General features: G+C 67.3%; 13 protein-coding genes. 5 read left to right on the forward strand and 8 right to left on the reverse strand.

Annotation, left to right across the window (positions count from 1 at the left end):
- Positions 1–95: 95 nt before the first annotated feature.
- From QX124_RS06700 to QX124_RS06710, 3 genes are all read left to right on the forward strand, one after another.
- The gene (locus tag QX124_RS06700; protein WP_315796714.1) at positions 96–1,091 is read left to right on the forward strand and encodes an NUDIX hydrolase; all 996 of its coding nucleotides are present in this window, start codon (positions 96–98) and stop codon (positions 1,089–1,091) included.
- Positions 1,092–1,121: 30 nt separating this feature from the next.
- Positions 1,122–2,000, forward strand: a complete 879-nt coding sequence (locus QX124_RS06705; RefSeq protein WP_315755497.1) for a DMT family transporter — start codon at positions 1,122–1,124, stop codon at positions 1,998–2,000.
- A 174-nt stretch (positions 2,001–2,174) separates the two neighbouring features.
- Positions 2,175–3,068: a DUF3313 domain-containing protein gene (locus tag QX124_RS06710; protein ID WP_315796715.1), complete on the forward strand. Its 894-nt coding sequence runs from the start codon at positions 2,175–2,177 to the stop codon at positions 3,066–3,068.
- 106 nt (positions 3,069–3,174) lie between these two features.
- Here QX124_RS06710 and QX124_RS06715 read toward each other — a convergent pair whose 3' ends face one another.
- From QX124_RS06715 to QX124_RS06730, 4 genes are all read right to left on the reverse strand, one after another.
- Positions 3,175–4,449 (reverse strand): DUF2130 domain-containing protein, encoded by a 1,275-nt coding sequence (locus QX124_RS06715; RefSeq protein WP_315796716.1) that lies wholly within the window; start codon positions 4,447–4,449, stop codon positions 3,175–3,177.
- A gap of 110 nt (positions 4,450–4,559) precedes the next feature.
- Positions 4,560–7,637: an efflux RND transporter permease subunit gene (locus QX124_RS06720; protein WP_315781916.1), complete on the reverse strand. Its 3,078-nt coding sequence runs from the start codon at positions 7,635–7,637 to the stop codon at positions 4,560–4,562.
- On the reverse strand, positions 7,634–8,710 hold the full coding sequence (locus QX124_RS06725; protein WP_315796717.1) for an efflux RND transporter periplasmic adaptor subunit: 1,077 nt from the start codon (positions 8,708–8,710) through the stop codon (positions 7,634–7,636). Before QX124_RS06725 ends, QX124_RS06720 begins: the two co-directional genes overlap by 4 nt.
- Positions 8,707–9,828: an efflux RND transporter periplasmic adaptor subunit gene (locus QX124_RS06730; RefSeq protein WP_315796718.1), complete on the reverse strand. Its 1,122-nt coding sequence runs from the start codon at positions 9,826–9,828 to the stop codon at positions 8,707–8,709. The genes QX124_RS06725 and QX124_RS06730 overlap by 4 nt, the downstream gene beginning before the upstream one ends.
- Before the next feature lie 315 nt (positions 9,829–10,143).
- Here QX124_RS06730 and QX124_RS06735 point away from each other — a divergent pair, with 315 nt between their 5' ends.
- A complete protein-coding gene (locus tag QX124_RS06735; RefSeq protein WP_315796719.1) occupies positions 10,144–10,782 on the forward strand; it encodes a TetR/AcrR family transcriptional regulator in 639 nt (212 codons plus the stop codon).
- A 310-nt stretch (positions 10,783–11,092) separates the two neighbouring features.
- Here the strand turns inward: QX124_RS06735 and QX124_RS06740 are convergent, their stop codons facing one another.
- Positions 11,093–11,392: a hypothetical protein gene (locus QX124_RS06740; protein ID WP_315781907.1), complete on the reverse strand. Its 300-nt coding sequence runs from the start codon at positions 11,390–11,392 to the stop codon at positions 11,093–11,095.
- Between the two features lie 519 nt (positions 11,393–11,911).
- Positions 11,912–13,096, reverse strand: a complete 1,185-nt coding sequence (locus QX124_RS06745; RefSeq protein ID WP_315796720.1) for a urate hydroxylase PuuD — start codon at positions 13,094–13,096, stop codon at positions 11,912–11,914.
- 200 nt (positions 13,097–13,296) lie between these two features.
- On the opposite strand from QX124_RS06745, the gene QX124_RS06750 reads away from it, so the two are divergent.
- Complete coding sequence (locus QX124_RS06750; protein ID WP_315796721.1) at positions 13,297–13,608, forward strand: hypothetical protein; 312 nt, start codon at positions 13,297–13,299, stop codon at positions 13,606–13,608.
- Between the two features lie 116 nt (positions 13,609–13,724).
- On the opposite strand, the gene QX124_RS06755 is transcribed toward QX124_RS06750, so the two are convergent.
- Both QX124_RS06755 and QX124_RS06760 read right to left on the reverse strand, forming a co-directional pair.
- Positions 13,725–16,439 (reverse strand): molybdopterin-dependent oxidoreductase, encoded by a 2,715-nt coding sequence (locus QX124_RS06755; RefSeq protein WP_315796722.1) that lies wholly within the window; start codon positions 16,437–16,439, stop codon positions 13,725–13,727.
- On the reverse strand, positions 16,436–17,263 hold the full coding sequence (locus tag QX124_RS06760) for an FAD binding domain-containing protein (protein ID WP_315796723.1): 828 nt from the start codon (positions 17,261–17,263) through the stop codon (positions 16,436–16,438). The genes QX124_RS06755 and QX124_RS06760 overlap by 4 nt, the downstream gene beginning before the upstream one ends.
- Positions 17,264–17,346 lie beyond the last annotated feature (83 nt).

Here is a 17,346-nt window from a genome sequence, read left to right on the forward strand (position 1 = left end):
GAATCTCGATTTCGTCGTTGCGCAGTCCTATATCGGAGCGTTCAACTGGCGAATCGGACCGCGGGAGTTGCGGTCGTTGCGGCTCGGGAGAGGCGATGGCGAGAGCGCCGATCATGGCGGCAGGTGGCATCGTGCTGCGGCGGGAACAGCCGCCGCGCATCGCGGTCGTGCGCCTGCGCAAGCGCGACGAATGGGTGCTGCCCAAGGGCAAGCTCGACGACGGCGAGACGCCGCGCGACGCTGCCAAGCGCGAGGTGCTGGAGGAAACCGGCCACAAGGTCACCGTGCACGAGTTCCTCGGCACGTTGGTCGTCGACACCGGCACGCGTTCCAAGGTCGTGCATTACTGGCGCATGGAAGCGGCCGATGAGCCGTCGCAGCCGCTGATGGACGACGTCCGCGCCGTCGACTGGCTGCTGCTCGATGCCGCGGTCGCGCGGCTGTCGCGCGATCATGAAAGGACGTTCCTGGAGATGGTCGGGCCCTACGCGCTGGCCGGACTGATCCGCAAGACCAGGGCGAAGCCGGCGCCGGAGGTGGCCAGAACGGTGGAAAAGACCCCGGCGGCAGCTGAAAAGATCGTGGCGGAGAAGGCCGCCGTCGCCGAAAAGTCTGCCGTGGCGAAGAAGCGCCGCAGCCGCGTCAGCGAGCCGCCTGCGCCGCCTGCAGAGATCGCCGCCGTCACCGCAGCCGAGCACGACGCGCCCGCGCCGGAGATCGCACCAACGCCGGCAGTGGCGGCCACAGCAGCGGCGCCGGAGGCTCGGCCGGACCGGTCGGAGACGGAGGCACTGTCCGAGGTCGGCGCGACGATCGCGCCGCAGCCCGCCGAGGCGGAGCGCGTGCCCGAGGATGTCGAGCGGGTGGAAGCTGTCGTGGCCGCGATCAAATCGCTCGTTCCGGACCGTCCGGCGACGCGTGGCGGCGCAGCCGGCGCCGTGCCGACACGAGAGACGGGCAGCTCCGAGCCGCAGCCTTCCGATGCGGATCGCGAAGCTGCCGATGATCCGGTCGGCAACGGGACATCGGCGGGAGAGCCGCGCCTCACCTTGGCCCAGAAGATGCGCGCCTGGCTTGGCCGTGCCGCGTGAGGTGTTCGGCCGACCGGCGTGCCGCCGATGATGCTTCACGATCTGGCCGCGCTGGCGGCCGCTTTCAGCATCGCCGTCAGCAACATCATCGCGCCGTCGGCCGTCCGCCAACTCGGTCCCGTCAGGTTCAACGCGATCCGCCTTGCGGCGGCGCTCTTGAGCATGCTGGCCTTGGTGACGCTGCGAGGCCACTGGGCCGCGCCGTCCGGTGATCAGCTGCTGATGCTGGCAGCATCGAGCCTGCTCGGCGTCGTCGTCGCGGATTCCTGTTTCTATGCGGCGCTGGCCCGGCTGGGGCCGCGCCTGACCGCCGTCGTCTACGCCAGCTGGGCCGCATTCGCGGCCGTGCTCGGCTATCTCCTGCTCGGTGAGACGCTGTCCACGATCAAGATGACGGGCGTGGGGTGTATCGTGAGCGGCGTGTGGGTCGCGATCGTCTTTCGACAGCCTGTCGCGGTCGCTCAGGAAGCGCACGGCTCGGTCGGAGCAGGTTTGTTGTTCGGTCTGGCGGCCGCGCTGTTCGCGGCGGCCGCTGTCCTGATGGCGCGTCCCGTGATGGCCGCGGGTCTGGATCCGGCATTGGCCACGTCAATTCGCGCCGCGATCGGATTGGCTGCTTTGGTCGCCTTGTCCGTCATGCCGCGTTTCCGCAGCTCGTTCGCAGTGGATCGATCGGTCGTCATGCGGTCCGCGCTGAGCGGTGTGCTGGGGATGGGCGTCGGCATGACACTCGTCTTGTTTGCGCTGACCAGCCGGCCCGTCGGGATCGTCTCCAGCCTGTCGTCGACGACCCCTGTCATGATCCTGCCGCTGCTGTGGTGGAGCACCGGGCTCAGGCCCGCGCCGGCCGCCTGGCTGGGCGCCGTCCTGGCGGTGTCGGGCGTCGTCGCCATCACCAGCGGATTTTGAGTCCGCCGGCGCAGGTGGCGGACCGCGGACGCGCTTGCCGCACTCTCTCCTTGGTTGGTGGCGTTGCGTAACATCTCTCCATGCTTCCGCCCCACGCTGTCCGGATTTTCCTAGGAGAAACATGGCGCCGCTCGCGAGGGGCGCGCAGATTGGTCGGCGTGAGGCGGTCCGGGCATGGTCGAAATCGACGTCGCGGCTTTCGTGAGATCATGCACCCCGGCCACCATCCGCCTGGCGATGCTGTGCGCGGCCCTCGGCCTGTCGGGCTGCGCCACGGCGCCGATGACGCAGAGCGGCGCGCTCGCGTCCTATCAGTCGCTGGCGGAATCGAACGGCCTGCTCGCCAAGTCGCAGCTCAACGTCGACAAGGACAATGTGCTCGCGGCGCAGACCGTGCGTATCATGCCGACATCCTTCTCGGGCCAGGCCGGCGCGGTGCTGACGGACCAGCAGCGGCAGCTCGTTGCCAATGCCGTCGACCGCGCGCTGTGTCTCAACCTGAGCGAACGTTTCACGGTCGTGGCGCCCAATCAAAGGGCCGATCTGACGACGCGCACCTTCATCACCCAGGCGACGCCGACCGATCCGGTTGCCGCCGGGGCCTCCAAGGTCGTGTCGGCCGTGCCGGGCGCGCTCGGCGTTCCTGTTCCGGTGCCGCGGCTGCCGATCGGGCTCGGCAGTCTCACGATCGAGGCTGAGGCGCTCGACCGCAAGGGCCGGCAGCAGGCCGCAATGGTATGGGCGCGCGGCGCCAATTCGTTCACCAACTCGCCGGTGCTGTCGCAGGCCGGCGATGCCTACGATTTGGCAGGTTCGTTCAGCGCCGATTTCGGCCAGATGCTGGTGACCGGCGAGACCCCGTTCGGCAAGGTGCCGAAGCTGCCGTCGATCGAACGGATCGGCGCGGCGCTCGGCGGCAAGCCGAAGAATGCGGCATGTGAGGCGTTCGGCAGGGATCCTGGAGTCATCGGCATGGTCGCCAACCGCCTGGGCGCCCCGCCGGAATGGGTCGACAAGGGTGCTGTGCAAAGGGACGCGCAGGCGAGCACACAGATGGCGAAGCAGTAGCGGCCATCTGCATCCGCATGCCATGGGAATGCGAGACGCGGCCGCGTAGGAAAGCATAGGCGCGGTGCGGTGCTGGCACACCTCGGATCGGCGCGGCCGGCGCGCGCTACTCCGCCGCCTCGCTCTTGCCCTCGATCAGCAGCACGTCGAGGCTCTCGATCTCCTGCATCGCCCGGCCGGCGATGCCCTGCAGGTCGCCATACAGTCCCGCCGTCGAATCCAGCACGCCGCGCAGTTGCTCCTCGCGCTTGGCCCAGAGCCGCATCATGGTCTTGCGCTCGCGGTCGAGGTCCGATTGCATCTCGGTGAAGCGCTCGACGATGGCGTCGATGCGGTGGCGGAAACGGGGGCCCGTGAGATAGGCGTAGACCATCTCCATCTTGGTCTGCTGGCCCTCCTGCGCGAGCTTGCTGCAGGCGACGTCGATCAGCGACTGCCGCAGTGCCAGCGACAGTGGCAGCGCGAAGCGCGGCTCGGCGACCCAGACGCCGTCGATCAGGTCGAAGCCGTCGACCCCCTTGGGCAGCGCGCTCGAGACGATCAGCGCGATGTCGGCCTTGGCGGCGCGCAGGTCGTCGCGCAGCTTGACCAGCCAGCCATCGCTCCAGTTCTTGGTGCGCTTGGACTCCCACAGGATCGCCCCGCAGACCTGGCCGCTGGGGGCCACGACCCGATGGATCACGTCGCCGCCGAACTCGCCCTTCGGCACCGGCTCGACAAGGTCGCGGGGGAAGCGCGCACGCAGTTGTGACTCTAGCTCGATCTCGAGCGCCTCGCCCTGCAGTTGCTGCGAGCCTTGCTCGGCCTTGCGGCGGAGTTCCTCGATCTGGCGCTGCATGCCGGCGATCTGGGTTTCCTTCTCGGCGACCTTGGCCTTCAGCGACTCCTCGGCCTCCAGCCGCGCCTTGTCGCGCACGGCAACAAGGCTCTCCTGCACCTTGGTCTCGATGGTGAGATCGAGTTCGCGGCGGGCCTCGTCGAGCTCGCGCTGCTTGCGCATCATCTCGGCCTGCGCCTTCTGGGCGTCGGCGAGCTTGGCGTCCTTGCTGACGATGGCCTCATGCAGCTCGGCGAGCTGGCGGTCGCGGTTGCCCATTTCGTCCGCAACGGCCTGGCGGGCCTTCGCCGCCTCGGCCTGCGCGATCGCGGCGCGCTCGGCCTTCAGCTTGGCGGCGACCTGCTGATCGATCGCGGCCTTGGCCTGGGCGATCTGCTCCTGCGCCGCTTTGAGCTGCGCCTCGCGGCGGCCGAAATCGGCTTCCTTCGCCTGGAGCTGCTTCTCGAACTGCCGGCGCGTCTCCGCGATCAAGGGCGCTGCGAGCTGCTCGGTCAGCTTGATCTCGGTACGGCAGGAGGGGCAGACGATCTGAGGATCGGTCATGATTCGCATCCTTCCATGAAGGCCGAATCTAACCGGCCGCCGCGTGGCGTTTAACCCACGCGGACGGCTTATCCCATGCAATTATCTGCGATTCCCCGCCCTTCGTCGTCTTACACGCCGTGCGGCGTGGCCTCCGGAGCCGCGGTGTTATCCGGCGCCTTGATGCGGAACCAGGCGACGTAGAGCGCCGGCAGGAACAGCAAGGTCAGCACTGTGCCGACGATGATGCCGCCCATCATCGCATAGGCCATCGGGCCCCAGAACACCTCGCGCGCGATCGGGATCAGCGCCAGCGAGGCTGCGGCCGCCGTCAGCATGATCGGCCGCATGCGGTGCTCGGTCGCCTCCATCACGGCCTCCCACGGCGGCCGTCCTTCTTCGCGCAGATGCTCGATCTGCACGATCAGGATCACCGAGTTTCTGATCAGGATGCCGATCAGCGCGAGCACGCCGAGGATGGCGACGAAGCCGAGCGGCGCGCCGCTCGGCAGCAGCGCCGCGACGACGCCGATCAGGGCCAGCGGCGCCACCGCGAACACCAGGAACAGACGCTGGAAGCTCTGCAGCTGCAGCATCAGGATGGTCGCCATCGTGAACAGCATGATCGGGACGACCGCGATGATCGGCGCCTGGCTCTTGGCGCTCTCCTCGACGCTGCCGCCGGTGGCGACCTTGTAGCCGGCCGGAAGTTTGGCGTCGAAGGCCGTGATCGCCGGCTTGAGCTGATCGACGACCGTGTTGGGCTGCACCTGATCGATCACGCTGGCCTTCAGGGTCAGCGTCGGCTGCCGCGAGCGGCGCCAGATCTCCGGCTGCTCGATCTGGTAGCGCAGGGTCGCCAGCGCCGCGAGCGGGATCGACTGGCCGTTCGATCCGGACAGCTGCAGATCGCGCAGCGTCTCCAGCGACTGTCGTTCCTTGGCCTGGGCGCGGCCGCGAACGTCGATCAGATAGATGTCGTCGCGCACCTGGGTGATCGAGGTGCCGTCGAGCACGCCGTTCAGCGCGTTGGCGATGTCCTCCGAGGTGACGCCGAGCTGGCGCGCCTTGTCCTGCAGCACGTCGACTTTCACGACGCGCGCCGGCTCCATCCAGTCGAAGATGACGGCCCCGAGATGGCTGTTGCCGCGCAGGACGCCGGCCAATTCCTGCGCGATCTCGCGCACCTTGGCCACATCGGGCCCGCTGACGCGATACTGCACCGGGCGGCCGACCGGCGGGCCGATGTCGAGCAAATGCACATAGGCGTCGGTGCCGGGGAACGTCTTGGTCAGATAGGCCTGCAGCTTGGCGCGGGCACGGTCGCGCGCCTCGAGGCTCTTGGTGACGATGATGATCTGGCCGAACGACACGTCGGCCGGCTGCACGTCGAACGACAGCACGAAGCGCTGCGCGCCGGAGCCGACATAGGTCGACCAATGGTCGATGTCGGGATCGCCCTTCAGCGCCTCCTGCTCGAACTGCGCCATCTGCGCATTGGTCTCGGCGATCGAGGAGTTCTGCGGCAGGTTGAAGTCGATGACGAGCTCATTGCGGTCGGAGGAGGGGAAGAACTGCTGCTGCACGAAGCGCATGCCGAACACGGAGAGGCCGAAGATCAGCACCGTGGCGATGATCGTGGTCCAGCGGTGCCGCATGCAGGCATTGAGCATGGCGCGGAAGATCCGCGTCAGCCGGCCGCCTTCGGCATGATGACTCGGCAAGGTCGCGGGCAGAATGGAGACGCCGAGCAGCGGCGTGAACAGCACGGCGACGATCCACGACACGACCAGCGACACCGCGATCACGACGAACAGCGTGAAGGTGAACTCGCCGGCGGCGCTGTTGTTGAGGCCGATCGGAATGAAGCCGGCGACCGTGACCAGCGTTCCCGTCAGCATCGGGAACGCGGTCGAGGTGTAGACATAGGTCGCTGCCTTGCGCAGGCTGTCGCCCACTTCGAGCCGCGCCACCATCATCTCGACCGCGATCATGGCGTCGTCGACCAGGAGGCCGAGCGCGATGATCAGCGCGCCCAGCGAGATGCGCTGCAGGGATATGCCCGTGTAGTTCATGAACAGGAAGGTGATCGCGAGCACCAGCGGGATCGAGATCGCGACGACGAGGCCCGCGCGCACGCCGAGGCTGACGAAGCTGATCGCCAGCACGATGATGACGGCTTCGTACAGTGCCTTGGTGAAGCCGCCGACGGCTTCCTCGACGATCTTGGGCTGGTCCGAGACGAGATGCACGCCGACGCCGACCGGCAGGTCGGCCACGACCTTCGCCATCTCCTCCTTCAGCGCCTCGCCGAAGTCGAGCAGGTTGGCGCCCGCCTTCATGCCGATGGCAAGCCCGATCGCCGGCTGGCCGTTGAAGCGGAACAGCGACGTCGGCGGGTCCTCATAGCCGCGGGTGATGGTGGCGACGTCGGTGAGCGGAAAGAAGCGGTCGTTGATGCGCAGGTTGATCGCCTTGAGGCTCTCCTCGGAGGTGAACTGGCCGGAGACGCGCACGGCGACGCGCTCGGGGCCGGCCTGCAGCACGCCGGACGGCGACACCGCGTTCTGCGCCTGCAGCGCGGTCAGGATGGTGCGCTGGTCGATACCGAGCGCGGCCACCTTGCGTGGCGAGAATTCGAGATAGATCACCTCGTTCTGCGCGCCGACGATGTCGACGCGGCCGACATTGGGCACGGTCAACACCTTGGCGCGGACCTCTTCGACGCGGTCACGGAGCTGGCGCTGGCTCAGCCCGTCGCTGGTGAAGGCGTAGATGTTGCCGAACACGTCGCCGAAGCGGTCGTTGAATCCCGGCCCGATCACGCCGGACGGAAAGTCGCCCTTGATGTCGTTGATCAGGTTGCGCACCTGCAGCCAGGTCGGAACGACATCGCGCGCCTTGGTCGTGTCGCGCAGGTTGACGAACACGGTAGTCTGGCCGGGCACGGTCAAGCTCTTGGTATAGTCGAGCGCCGGCAGCTCCTCGAGCTTCTTCTCGATGCGGTCGGTGACCTGGCGTGTCATCTCCTCGGCGGAGGCGCCGGGCCACTTGGCCTGGATCAGCATCGTCTTGATGGTGAATGACGGATCCTCCTCACGGCCGAGATGCAGGTAGGAGTAGAGACCCGCGGCCATGAACGCGATCATGAAATACCAGACGAGCGAGCGGTGCTCGAGCGCCCAGTCGGAGAGGTTGAAGGACTTCACGGCTGAGATTCCTGATCGATGCGGACGGACTGGCCATCCTTGAGACTGTGCACGCCGGCGGTGACGACGCGCTGTCCGGCGTCGAGGCCGCCGGTGACGCGGACGCTGCCGTCCTCGTTCCTGGCGATCGTGATTTCCTGTCGCTTGACGGTCTTGCTGGCCGCATCGATCAGCCAGACGAAGCTCTTGTCGTTCTGCTCCAGCACGGCCGAGCGCGGCAGCCGGATGACGGTCTTCTGCTCGGTGTCCAGCGTGGCGGTCACGGTGGTGCCGAGGCGCATGATCTCCGGCGGGCTGTCGAGCGTGATGCGGATGCGGCGCGTGCGCGTCGTGGCATCGGCGCGCGGCGCGATCTCGCGGACCTTGCCTGCCGCGCTGATGCCGGGATCGACCTGGAGCCGCACGGTGAACGGCGTGCCGGCCTGCAGGCCGCCGGCGATGTCGTCGCCGACATCGATGACGGCTTCGCGGACGTCGGGCCGCGCGATGGTGACGACGCTCACGCCCGGCGAGACGACCTGTCCGACTTCCGCGCCGACCGCGGTGACGATGCCGGCGAAATCAGCCTTGAGCTGCGCGTAGCCGAGCTGCTCGCGCGCCTTGGCGAGGTTGGACTGCGCCTTGACGACGGAGGCCTGGGCGGCTGCGCGCGACTGCTCCGCGCTCTCCAAGGTCGCCTTGGTGGTGGCGTCGGTTTCCAGCAGGGTGCGCTGCCGGCCCTCGGTGCCGGTCGCATTGGTCAGTTGCGCCTGGCTGCGCGAGACCTCGGCGGCCGAGGCACGCACGGCGAGCTCGAGCGCGGCGGGATCGATCGCCGCCACCACCTGGTCCTGCTTGACCGTGTCGCCGACGAAAACGGGACGCGAGATCAGCCGTCCAAGGACTCGGAAGCTCAGATCAGACTTGTAGCGCGGCTCGATGGTGCCGGTGACGGCCGAGCCGTTGGCCGCCTGCGGCTCGATCTTCATCGACAGCACAGGCCGGACCGGCTCGGGGGCGGCGGCCTGCTCGTTGCAGCCGGCGAGCAGGGCGAGCGCGCCAAGCGGAAGAACACAACGCATTGGCGTCATCACGACCGCTTCTCCTCGTTGAATGTGATCTGTTGTCCGACGCTGAGCAGCTTGCCGCCATCGGTCACGACGCGATCGCCGGGCTTCAATCCGGCCGAGACGACGATCGCGCCGGTCTCGTAATCCTCGATCGTGATCGGCTTCAGCGACACGGACTTGTCGGCGGCATTGACCAGCCAGACCGCCGGCGTCTTGCCTGCGGCCGTCAGCGCGCTCCATGGCAGCACGATGCGCTGCTCCGGCTTGATGAAGCCGGTGGCGCTGACGGCGCTGCCGAGGGTCATCTCAGGTGGCGGAGTCTCGATCGCGATCTTGACGCGGACCGTGCCGGACTTCGGATCGATGGTCGGCGAGACCTCGCGCACCGTGCCCTTGGCGGTGACCGAGGGATCCGACAGCAGCGAAAGCGCCACCTTGCTGTCGTCGAACTTGAGCGACAGCGCGGCCTCGTAGACGTCGATCACGGCGTCGCGGGCGCCGTCATGGGCCAGCGTGAACACCGACTGCGCGGCCTGGGCAACCTGGCCGACCTCGATGTTGCGCGCGGTGATGGTGCCGTCGGCATCGGCGCGCAGCTCGGTATAGGTCAGGGCGTCCTTGGCCGTGCCCAGCTGCGCCTTGGCGGACTCCAGCGAACCCTCCGCCGTGCGCAGCGTCTCCTGGGCCTGGTCGAAGGTCGCCCGTGTCGTGAAGCCGCTCGACAACAAGGTCTGCTGCCGGTTGAAGTTGGAGGTCGCGACCTTGACCTGCGACTCCGCAGCCGTCACGGCGGCCTCCGCGGAATCGAGATCGGCCTGCTGCTCGGCCGGGTCGATCTTGGCCAGCAACTGGCCGGCCTTGACGTGCGCGCCGACCTCGACCAGCCGCTCGGTGACGCGGCCACTGACCCGGAACGACAGGTCCGCGAGCACGCGCGCCTGGACGTCGCCGGTCAGCGTGATCGATTGCCGCCGCTCCGACAGCTTGACCACCTCGGTCCGCACCAGCCGGGACGGCGGCGCCGTTGCGGCCGTCTTCTGCTCGCAGCCGGCCAGCAGCAGGCCAACGGCAGCACAGCCGGCCACGGCCAGCAGGCGTGAGCCCGACGTCCGAAGGAAGGGGAATCCTGCGAATGGAGACATGGTCGTATCTTCGGCCCGGTTGGGTGGTGACGGTCGTCCCTGTCCCGCCGCGCATGCGCGCCGGATCAGAAGCGCCTGTTGGTCGCAAGCAGCCCGCAGAATTCGCTCAGCCGCCTGCCGTTGCAAGGAAGCAGGTTCACGCGAGAGTTGAACACCATCCTCTTGACAGTGCGTGAATTAGACAATCAAATCTAGAATATATCGTCTAGTAACATTCTCGTGGCGGTTTCCAATTACCCCTATGCGGCTTGTCGGGCGTTCCCGTTGGGACATCGGCATCGCTGCCGCCGCGATGAACGAAGGCATGACGCGAACGTGCGACGGAAAGCTGCGACCGACCTGAATGACCCCGCGCGCTCGACGGCTCGTGCGCCCCGCCAGGCGCGCGGCCGTGAGCGCCGCGAGCAGTTGCTCGACGCGGCAGCCGCCATCATCGCCGAGGCCGGGATCGGTGCCGTCGGCATGCACGCCGCAGCCCAGCGCGCCGGCGCGTCGATCGGCTCGGTCTATCACTTCTTCCGTGACAAGGAGCAGATGCTCGACGCGCTCGCCGAGCGTCACGATGCCGAGCTGCAGCCGGCGTTCGATCGCGTGCTGCAGCGAAGCGATGCGGAATGGGCAGCGATGTCGCCGCCGCAGGTCATCGAGCAGTTGATAGGCTGGGCGATTCGCTACTTCGTTCGCCATCCAGATGCGCTGGCGACGCTGGATCTGCACGATCAGACCATGCATGCCGAGTTCAGGGCCCTCATCGACCGCGTCATGCGCGCCAAGCTCGGCGATGAATTGGGCCAACAGGCGGCCACCACGCTCGATGCCGTCGTGCTCGGTACCCTGCTGTTCACGCGCGAGCAGGATCCGCGCAGTCGCGACGTCGTGGTCGCCGCGCTGCCGGAGATGATGGCAACCTATCTCACGGCGCTGGAGGCGAAGCGGAAGCGGCCGAAGGGCTGAGGTACAGACGCCGTATCGACGCGATCAGTGCGGCGACCTGAACGGCCACTCGCTCCTTTTCCGATGGATCGCCACCGAGCGCGGCGTCGCTGTGTCCTCGATCGGCTTGGCCGAGAGGATGATCTGGTCCTCGCCGTTCCAGCGGTCGAACTCGTAGCACCATTTGCCAGTCTCCGGTGTCCGATAATGCCTGTCCTTCAGCGCTCGATCGCGAGACGGATGATCGACGACCGCGAGGGTCGTTCGGTGCCGCCGACGATGCTGCAGATCAGACGGAACGACGAGGCAGGCGCGGCCGTATGCATCCCGCTCATCGCACGGGCCCCGCTGGCGATGGCGTGTCGACATGATCCATCGTCGTCATCGACAGCGGCTGCGGGCCCTCGACGAGAGCAGGGCGATCGCGGCGATGGGCCAGCCGCTGCTCGCCGCTCCGATTGCGTTTGCTGGCGATCCCTTCGACCAGCCGGGCCACGACGCCGACCACGGCAAAGCTCACGAGCAGCGAGATGCACAGCAGCCCCAGATAGAGCTTCAGCACCGAGCTTGCGAAGCAGGCAAGCGCGATGAGCGCGACAATGGCCAGCCGGCCTTTGACGGAGATCGACATGATGGAGCGTTTCGCTGATAGCTGATTGTGGGCGCCACTCTAGCGCCATGTTTTCTGCAGCCAAGCCGCGTCCCAATGGGTGGTAAATTTTGCCGCAAGGTCATGACGACAATCGGATGCGCTCCAACTCAATCGTCGTTGCTCGGATCTCAGCTCAACTGCGCGTTGTGAAAATCCGGTTGTCCCAGCGTCGGCTTCACGCATGCGTCGTGGGGAACCGAAGCGAGCATCTGCAAGCACGCCGTCGCGCAATGGCCGAGCCGACGGCTGCGTTGTCGGCGAATGCAGGAACGGTGGGTCGAGTGCTTGTTGCGCGCCGAGAACATGCCCCGCGACCGTGAGGGCAAACGATATACGCAACCCGGGCCGATCGCGCCGCGGGAGCGCCGTGGTACGTCTTCTCTAGAGAACCGCGATGATTGAAAGTCGAACCGTTGCCAGGGCGCATGAGCTCGCGCGGGTGCGTGGGCTCGGCGAACGAGCTGTTTGACAGGTGAAGAGGACAGTGAAGGTGAGCGGCTATTGCGCGCCCGCCCACGCCGCGAGCACGGCGCGCTCGTCGCCGGTGATCTCGGTGATGTTGCCGGGCGGCATGGCGCTCGACCACGCGGCGTTGCGCGCGATCAGCCGTGCATTGCGCTGGATGTTGTCGGCGGTGTCGAGCCGCACGCCCTTGGGGGCTGCGACGATGCCGTCCCATACGGGCTCGGCGGCGTGGCACATGCTGCAGCGGGAGGTCACGATCTCCTCGACCTGCGCGAATGTTGGCGGCGCGCTCATCGTCGTCTTGGCGTCGCGAGGGCCCGCCGCGGACAACAGCAGGATGCCGATCATGCCCGCGGCCGCAACGCCCCACACCCACCATGGCGACGGATGACCCTGGTGACGCGCGTTGAAGAAGTGGCGGATCACCGGCCCAAGCGCGAGCACGATGGCGACGATCGCCCAATTGTAGCGGGTGCCGAACAGCAGCGGATAGTGATTGCTGATCATCAGCACCACGACCGGCAGGGTCAGATAGTTGTTGTGGACCGATCGCTCCTTGCCGGTCTTGCCGAGCCTGGGGTCCGGGGCCTGACCTGCGATCAACGCGGCAACGATCTTCTTCTGGTTGGGGATGATCACCGCGAACACGTTGGCGACCATGATGGTGCCGATGATCGCGCCGATCTGGTTGAAGGCGCCGCGGCCGCTCAGCACGTGGGTGAAGGCGTAGGTGAGCGCGACGAGGAAGATGTAGCCGCCGATCGCGAACGGCAGCTCGTGCCTGGCAAGGCCGCTGCGGCAGGCGCCCTCGTACAGCAGCCACGCCAGCGCCAGCGAGCCGAAGCTGAACAGGCCGGCCTGAACGGGCGTGAGATCGAGGATCGACTTGTCGACCAGGAACAGGTCGGCGTTGAGATAATACACCACGATCATCAGCACGAAGCCGGACAGCCAGGTGGTGTAGGCCTCCCATTTGAACCAGGTCAGCTCGCGCGGCATCTGCGCCGGCGCCACCAGATATTTGACGATGTGGTAGAAGCCGCCGCCATGGACCTGCCAGGCTTCGCCCATCACGCCCGTCGGCAGGCCCTCACGCGGCTTCAGGCTGAGATCGAGCGCGATGAAGTAGAACGAACTCCCGATCCACGCCACCGCCGCGACCACGTGCAGCCAGCGGAAGATCAGGCTCAGCCATTCCGATATGATCGAGGCCCACATCGTGCGCTCATCTCCTTTGTGCAGCACGCGCCGAACGACGGCCGCCTGCGCCCCATCTGTTGCATCGATCCCGTGTGATTTCCAGCGCATCGCTTTGGCAGGCCGTGCACAGGAGACAGGCCTTCATGCGCACTTGATCTGGTGGACTTCGACCGCGCGATTGCGTTCAATGCATCCGGTAACGACGCATGGCGGACGCGATGAAGAGACCGGTCCTGATCATTCTGGTGATGGCGCAGCCCGCCTTGGTGCAATCCGCCTTGGCGCAGACAGCGCCCGCGCCGAAGCCGGCAGCAGCCAGGCGCGCCGATGCCTGCGCGCCGATCGGGCGCACCGAGGACGGCAAGCTGGTCTATTCGATGAAGTGCGAGATCACTCCAAAGCCGGTCGCGCCTGCCGCGCCACAGGCGGCCGCGCAGCCGACGCAATCTGCTCCGACAGCCGAGCCGGAGCCCGAGACCGAGCGAAGCGGCCTGTTCGGCTGGTCCTACGATCGCCGGTCGAAGCCCTAGCGCAGCCATCTCCCACCTCGGACGTGCTGCGCTGAGGAGCTGGTGGCCGCCGGACGCTCGTCGACCGGACGAAATGTCTCGCTCATGCGCGTCCCCGGATCGCCGCCATCATTGGCTCATTCGCCGAATGTCTCCTGCAACTGCGGAAACAGCCGGTCCGGCTTGAACGGCACGGCGGTGAAGCGGATGCCGGTGGCGGCACGCAGCGCGTTGCCGAGCGCGGCGGCGACGGGATTGTAGGGGCTCTCGCTCATCGACTTCGCCCCCAATGGGCCGATCGTATCGCTGGTGTCGGCAAACAGCACTTCGGTGCGGGGCACGTCGGCATAGGACGGCACATGGTAGTCGCGGAAGCGCGGATTGATCACGCGGCCCGTCTCGTCGATCACGATCTCCTCGTAGAGCGCAGCACCCAGCGACTGCGCAACGCCGCCCTCGATCTGGCCGCGGCACTGCATCGGATTGGCGACGCGGCCAGCATCCGCGGCCTGCACGCTCTTGAGGATCTTGACCTCGCCGGTGTGCTTGTTCACGGCGACGCGAAAGCCCTGGACGTTGAACGCGACCGAGCGCGGCGTGCCCTGCGAGTTGCCGCTTGCCGTGAGCGGCGATCCGCTGAGCTTGGCAATCTCGGAAAAGGACAGGCGCCGAGCGCCGCAACTGATCGCATTGTCAGCGATCCGGCAGCCGTCCGGATCCAGGTTCCAATGATCGGCGGCGAAGCGCTTGAGCGTCTCGGCGAGCGCCTCCGCCGCGGCCTGCGTGGCGCGGCCGGCCACGAACGTGCCGGTCGAGCCGTAGGCGCCGGTGTCGTGGCCGCCATGGGCGGTGTCGGACTGCTCGAGGGTGATGCGGTCGGGCGTGGTGCCGAGCACGGTCGCCGCGATCTGGCGATGCACGGTGCTGGTGCCATTGCCGAACTCGGCGGTGCCGACGGTGAGCACGAAGCCGCCGTCGTCGCGCAGGCTGATGGCGGCGTCGGCGAAGTGGCCGTCAGGCGGCACCGTATCGATCATCGTCAGCGCGATGCCATCGCCCGTCAGCCACTCGGCCGACAGCTCCGGCGTCGGCGTCGTCTCGGCCATCGCGCGCTCGACCAGATCGAGGCACTGGTCGAGCCCGTAGGAGCCGTACAGCACGTCGCTGTGCTCCGATGCGGGCGGCGCCAGCATAGGATCGCCGGGCCTGACGATATTGCGGCGTCGCATCTCGACAACGTCGATGCCGAGCTGCCGCGCGAGCTCATCGATTGCGGCTTCGACCGCGAAGGTGGTTTGCGGCAGGCCGTAGCCGCGATAGGCGCCGGCCGGCACCGTGTTGGTGTAGACGGCGATCGCGTCGACCTTCTTGTTGGGACAATTGTAGACCGAGATCGACTCGCCGCAGGCATGGAACAGCACGGGCCCGGCGTGATTGCCGTAAGCGCCGGTGTTGGAGACTACATCGAGCTGCAGCGCGGTCAGCTTGCCGTCGCTGTCGGCGCCCGCTTTGATCGTGACACGCATCGGATGTCGCGTCGAGGTCGCGATGAACTGCTCCTCTCGGGTGAATTCGAGCTTGACGGGACGGTTGGTCTTCAGCGCGGCGAGCGCGAGGATATCCTCGACGAACATCTCCTGTTTGCCGCCGAAGCCGCCGCCGACGCGCTCGCAGAACACGCGGACCTGGTCGGGAGGCAGGTCGAAGATTTCACACAGCGCCCGCCGTGTCAGGAACGGCACTTGCGTGCTGGAACGGACGGTGAGCACGCCGTGGTCGTCGAGCCAGGCGAGACCGCCGTGCGTTTCTAGGGCGGCGTGCTGCACTCGCTGCGTGGTGAAGGTGCCTTCATAGGTCGCGGCGGCAGACGCGAGCGCGGCGGCGACGTTGCCGAACTCGCCGTGGGTCTCGGCGACGATGTTGCGGCTGACGTCCGCGATGCGATGCGCAGCCATACGGCCGGCGTGAATGACGGGCGCGCCGGGCGCGATCGCGGCTTCGGGATCGACCACGGCAGGCAGGATCTCGTAGTCGACGACGAGGCGTCGGCAACCTTCCTCAGCGGCGGCTTCGCTGTCGGCGACCACGGCGGCGACCTTCTGGCCGATGAAGCGGACGACGTCGTCGAGCACGCGGGTGTCGGCCGGATCCATCCAGGCCTGCTCATGGCGCGCGGTGGAGAACAGCGTCGCCGGCGCATCCTCGTGCGTCAGCACCGCATGCACGCCGGGCACCGCCAGCGCAGCCCTCTTGTCGATGCCGACGATGCGCGCATGCGCGTGCGGGGAGCGCGCGAGCTTGACGTGCAGCAGGCCTTCGACCGTCGTGTCGAAGGTGTAGCGTGCCCGGCCGCGCACGACGTCGGGGCCGGCGGGGGCCGGCAGGCTGCGTCCGAAGGCTTCGCCGGCCGTGACATCCTCGACATGGGTGAGGCCGAGCAGCGCGTCCTCGATGGCGCGATAGCCGGTGCAGCGGCACAGATTGCCCTTCAGCGCCGCGCCGAGATCCTTCACCTGCGCCTGGTTCAGCGAGGCGCAGGTGACGATCATGCCTGCGGTGCAGAAGCCGCATTGGAACGCCTGCGCATCGAGGAAGGCCTGCTGCATCGGATGCAGGCCGTCATCGGCGGCGAGACCTTCGACAGTCGTGACCGCCTTGCCCTCGGCGCGAAAGGCGGGGATCAGGCAGCTGTGCACCGGCTCGCCATCGAGCAGCACGGTGCAGGCGCCGCAATCACCGGCGTCGCAGCCCTTCTTGACGCCGAAATGGCCGGCGTCGCGCAGAAAGGTCCGCAGGCACTGTCCGGGGCGCGGGGCAGCATCGACTTCCTTGCCATCGACGATCACGCTCATGGCCGCGCGCCGCCAGCGAGCTCGGCGCGAATCTCCTCGGCGAGGCGCAGGGTCATTGCCTTGCGCCAGGCGGGCTTGCCATGAACATCATCATGATACGACGTATCGGGGATGTCGCCGAAGATGCTCGCGCGCAGCAAGGTTGCGTCGGGCATGCTGGCAAAGCGCAGCTGCAGCGGCTTGACGGTCGATCCGGTTACGGTGAGCAGCAGGTCGCCGTTGCGGCCCGAGGTTCCGATCAGCAGCGCGCCGGAGCGTCCGACCGGAGTGAGTGCGATCTGGCGGAAGGCGGTGCGGCGCTTGAGCGCGGCCAGCGGAATGTCGATCTGGCGCAACAGGTCTCCAGGTGCGAGCACGTTGCTGTTGTTGCCGGTGACGAAGTCGGTGACCCTTATGCGCTGCTCGCTGCCGTCACTCCTCCAGATCGTGCAGACGCCCTCGAGCGCGGCGAGCAGCGAGATCATCGGCCCGGCCGGCAGCGACATGCAGAGATTGCCGCCGACGGTCGCCGTCTTCCAGATCTTGAAGGAAGCGAGGAACGCGCGGCAGCATTGATCGATCAGGGGCGCCGCGATCCAGTCGGCCGGGCAGGGCAGCGCGTCCAGCGCGGCGACGCTGCAGGTCGCGGCGATGCACAGGCCCTGATCGCTGATGGTGAGTGGCGGCCAGGCGAGCTCGCTGAGATCGATCAGCCGCGACAGCTGCGCCTGCGGTTCGGAGAACAGCCACGTGCCGCCGGCCAGCCAGGCATCGCCTGCCTGCCAGCTGGGCAGCTCGGCCCGCGTTCTCGGGCGCACGACCTCCGTGATGGTGTTCAGATCCATGGTGATGCCAGCTCGTGGGCGCAGCCTATCGCGGGTGGAATCCTTGCAAGACCAGCGCCAACTGGCAATAGGATGACGCTGGC

This window comes from Bradyrhizobium sp. SZCCHNRI3043 (genome assembly GCF_032377735.1).
Taxonomy (GTDB): domain Bacteria; phylum Pseudomonadota; class Alphaproteobacteria; order Rhizobiales; family Xanthobacteraceae; genus Bradyrhizobium.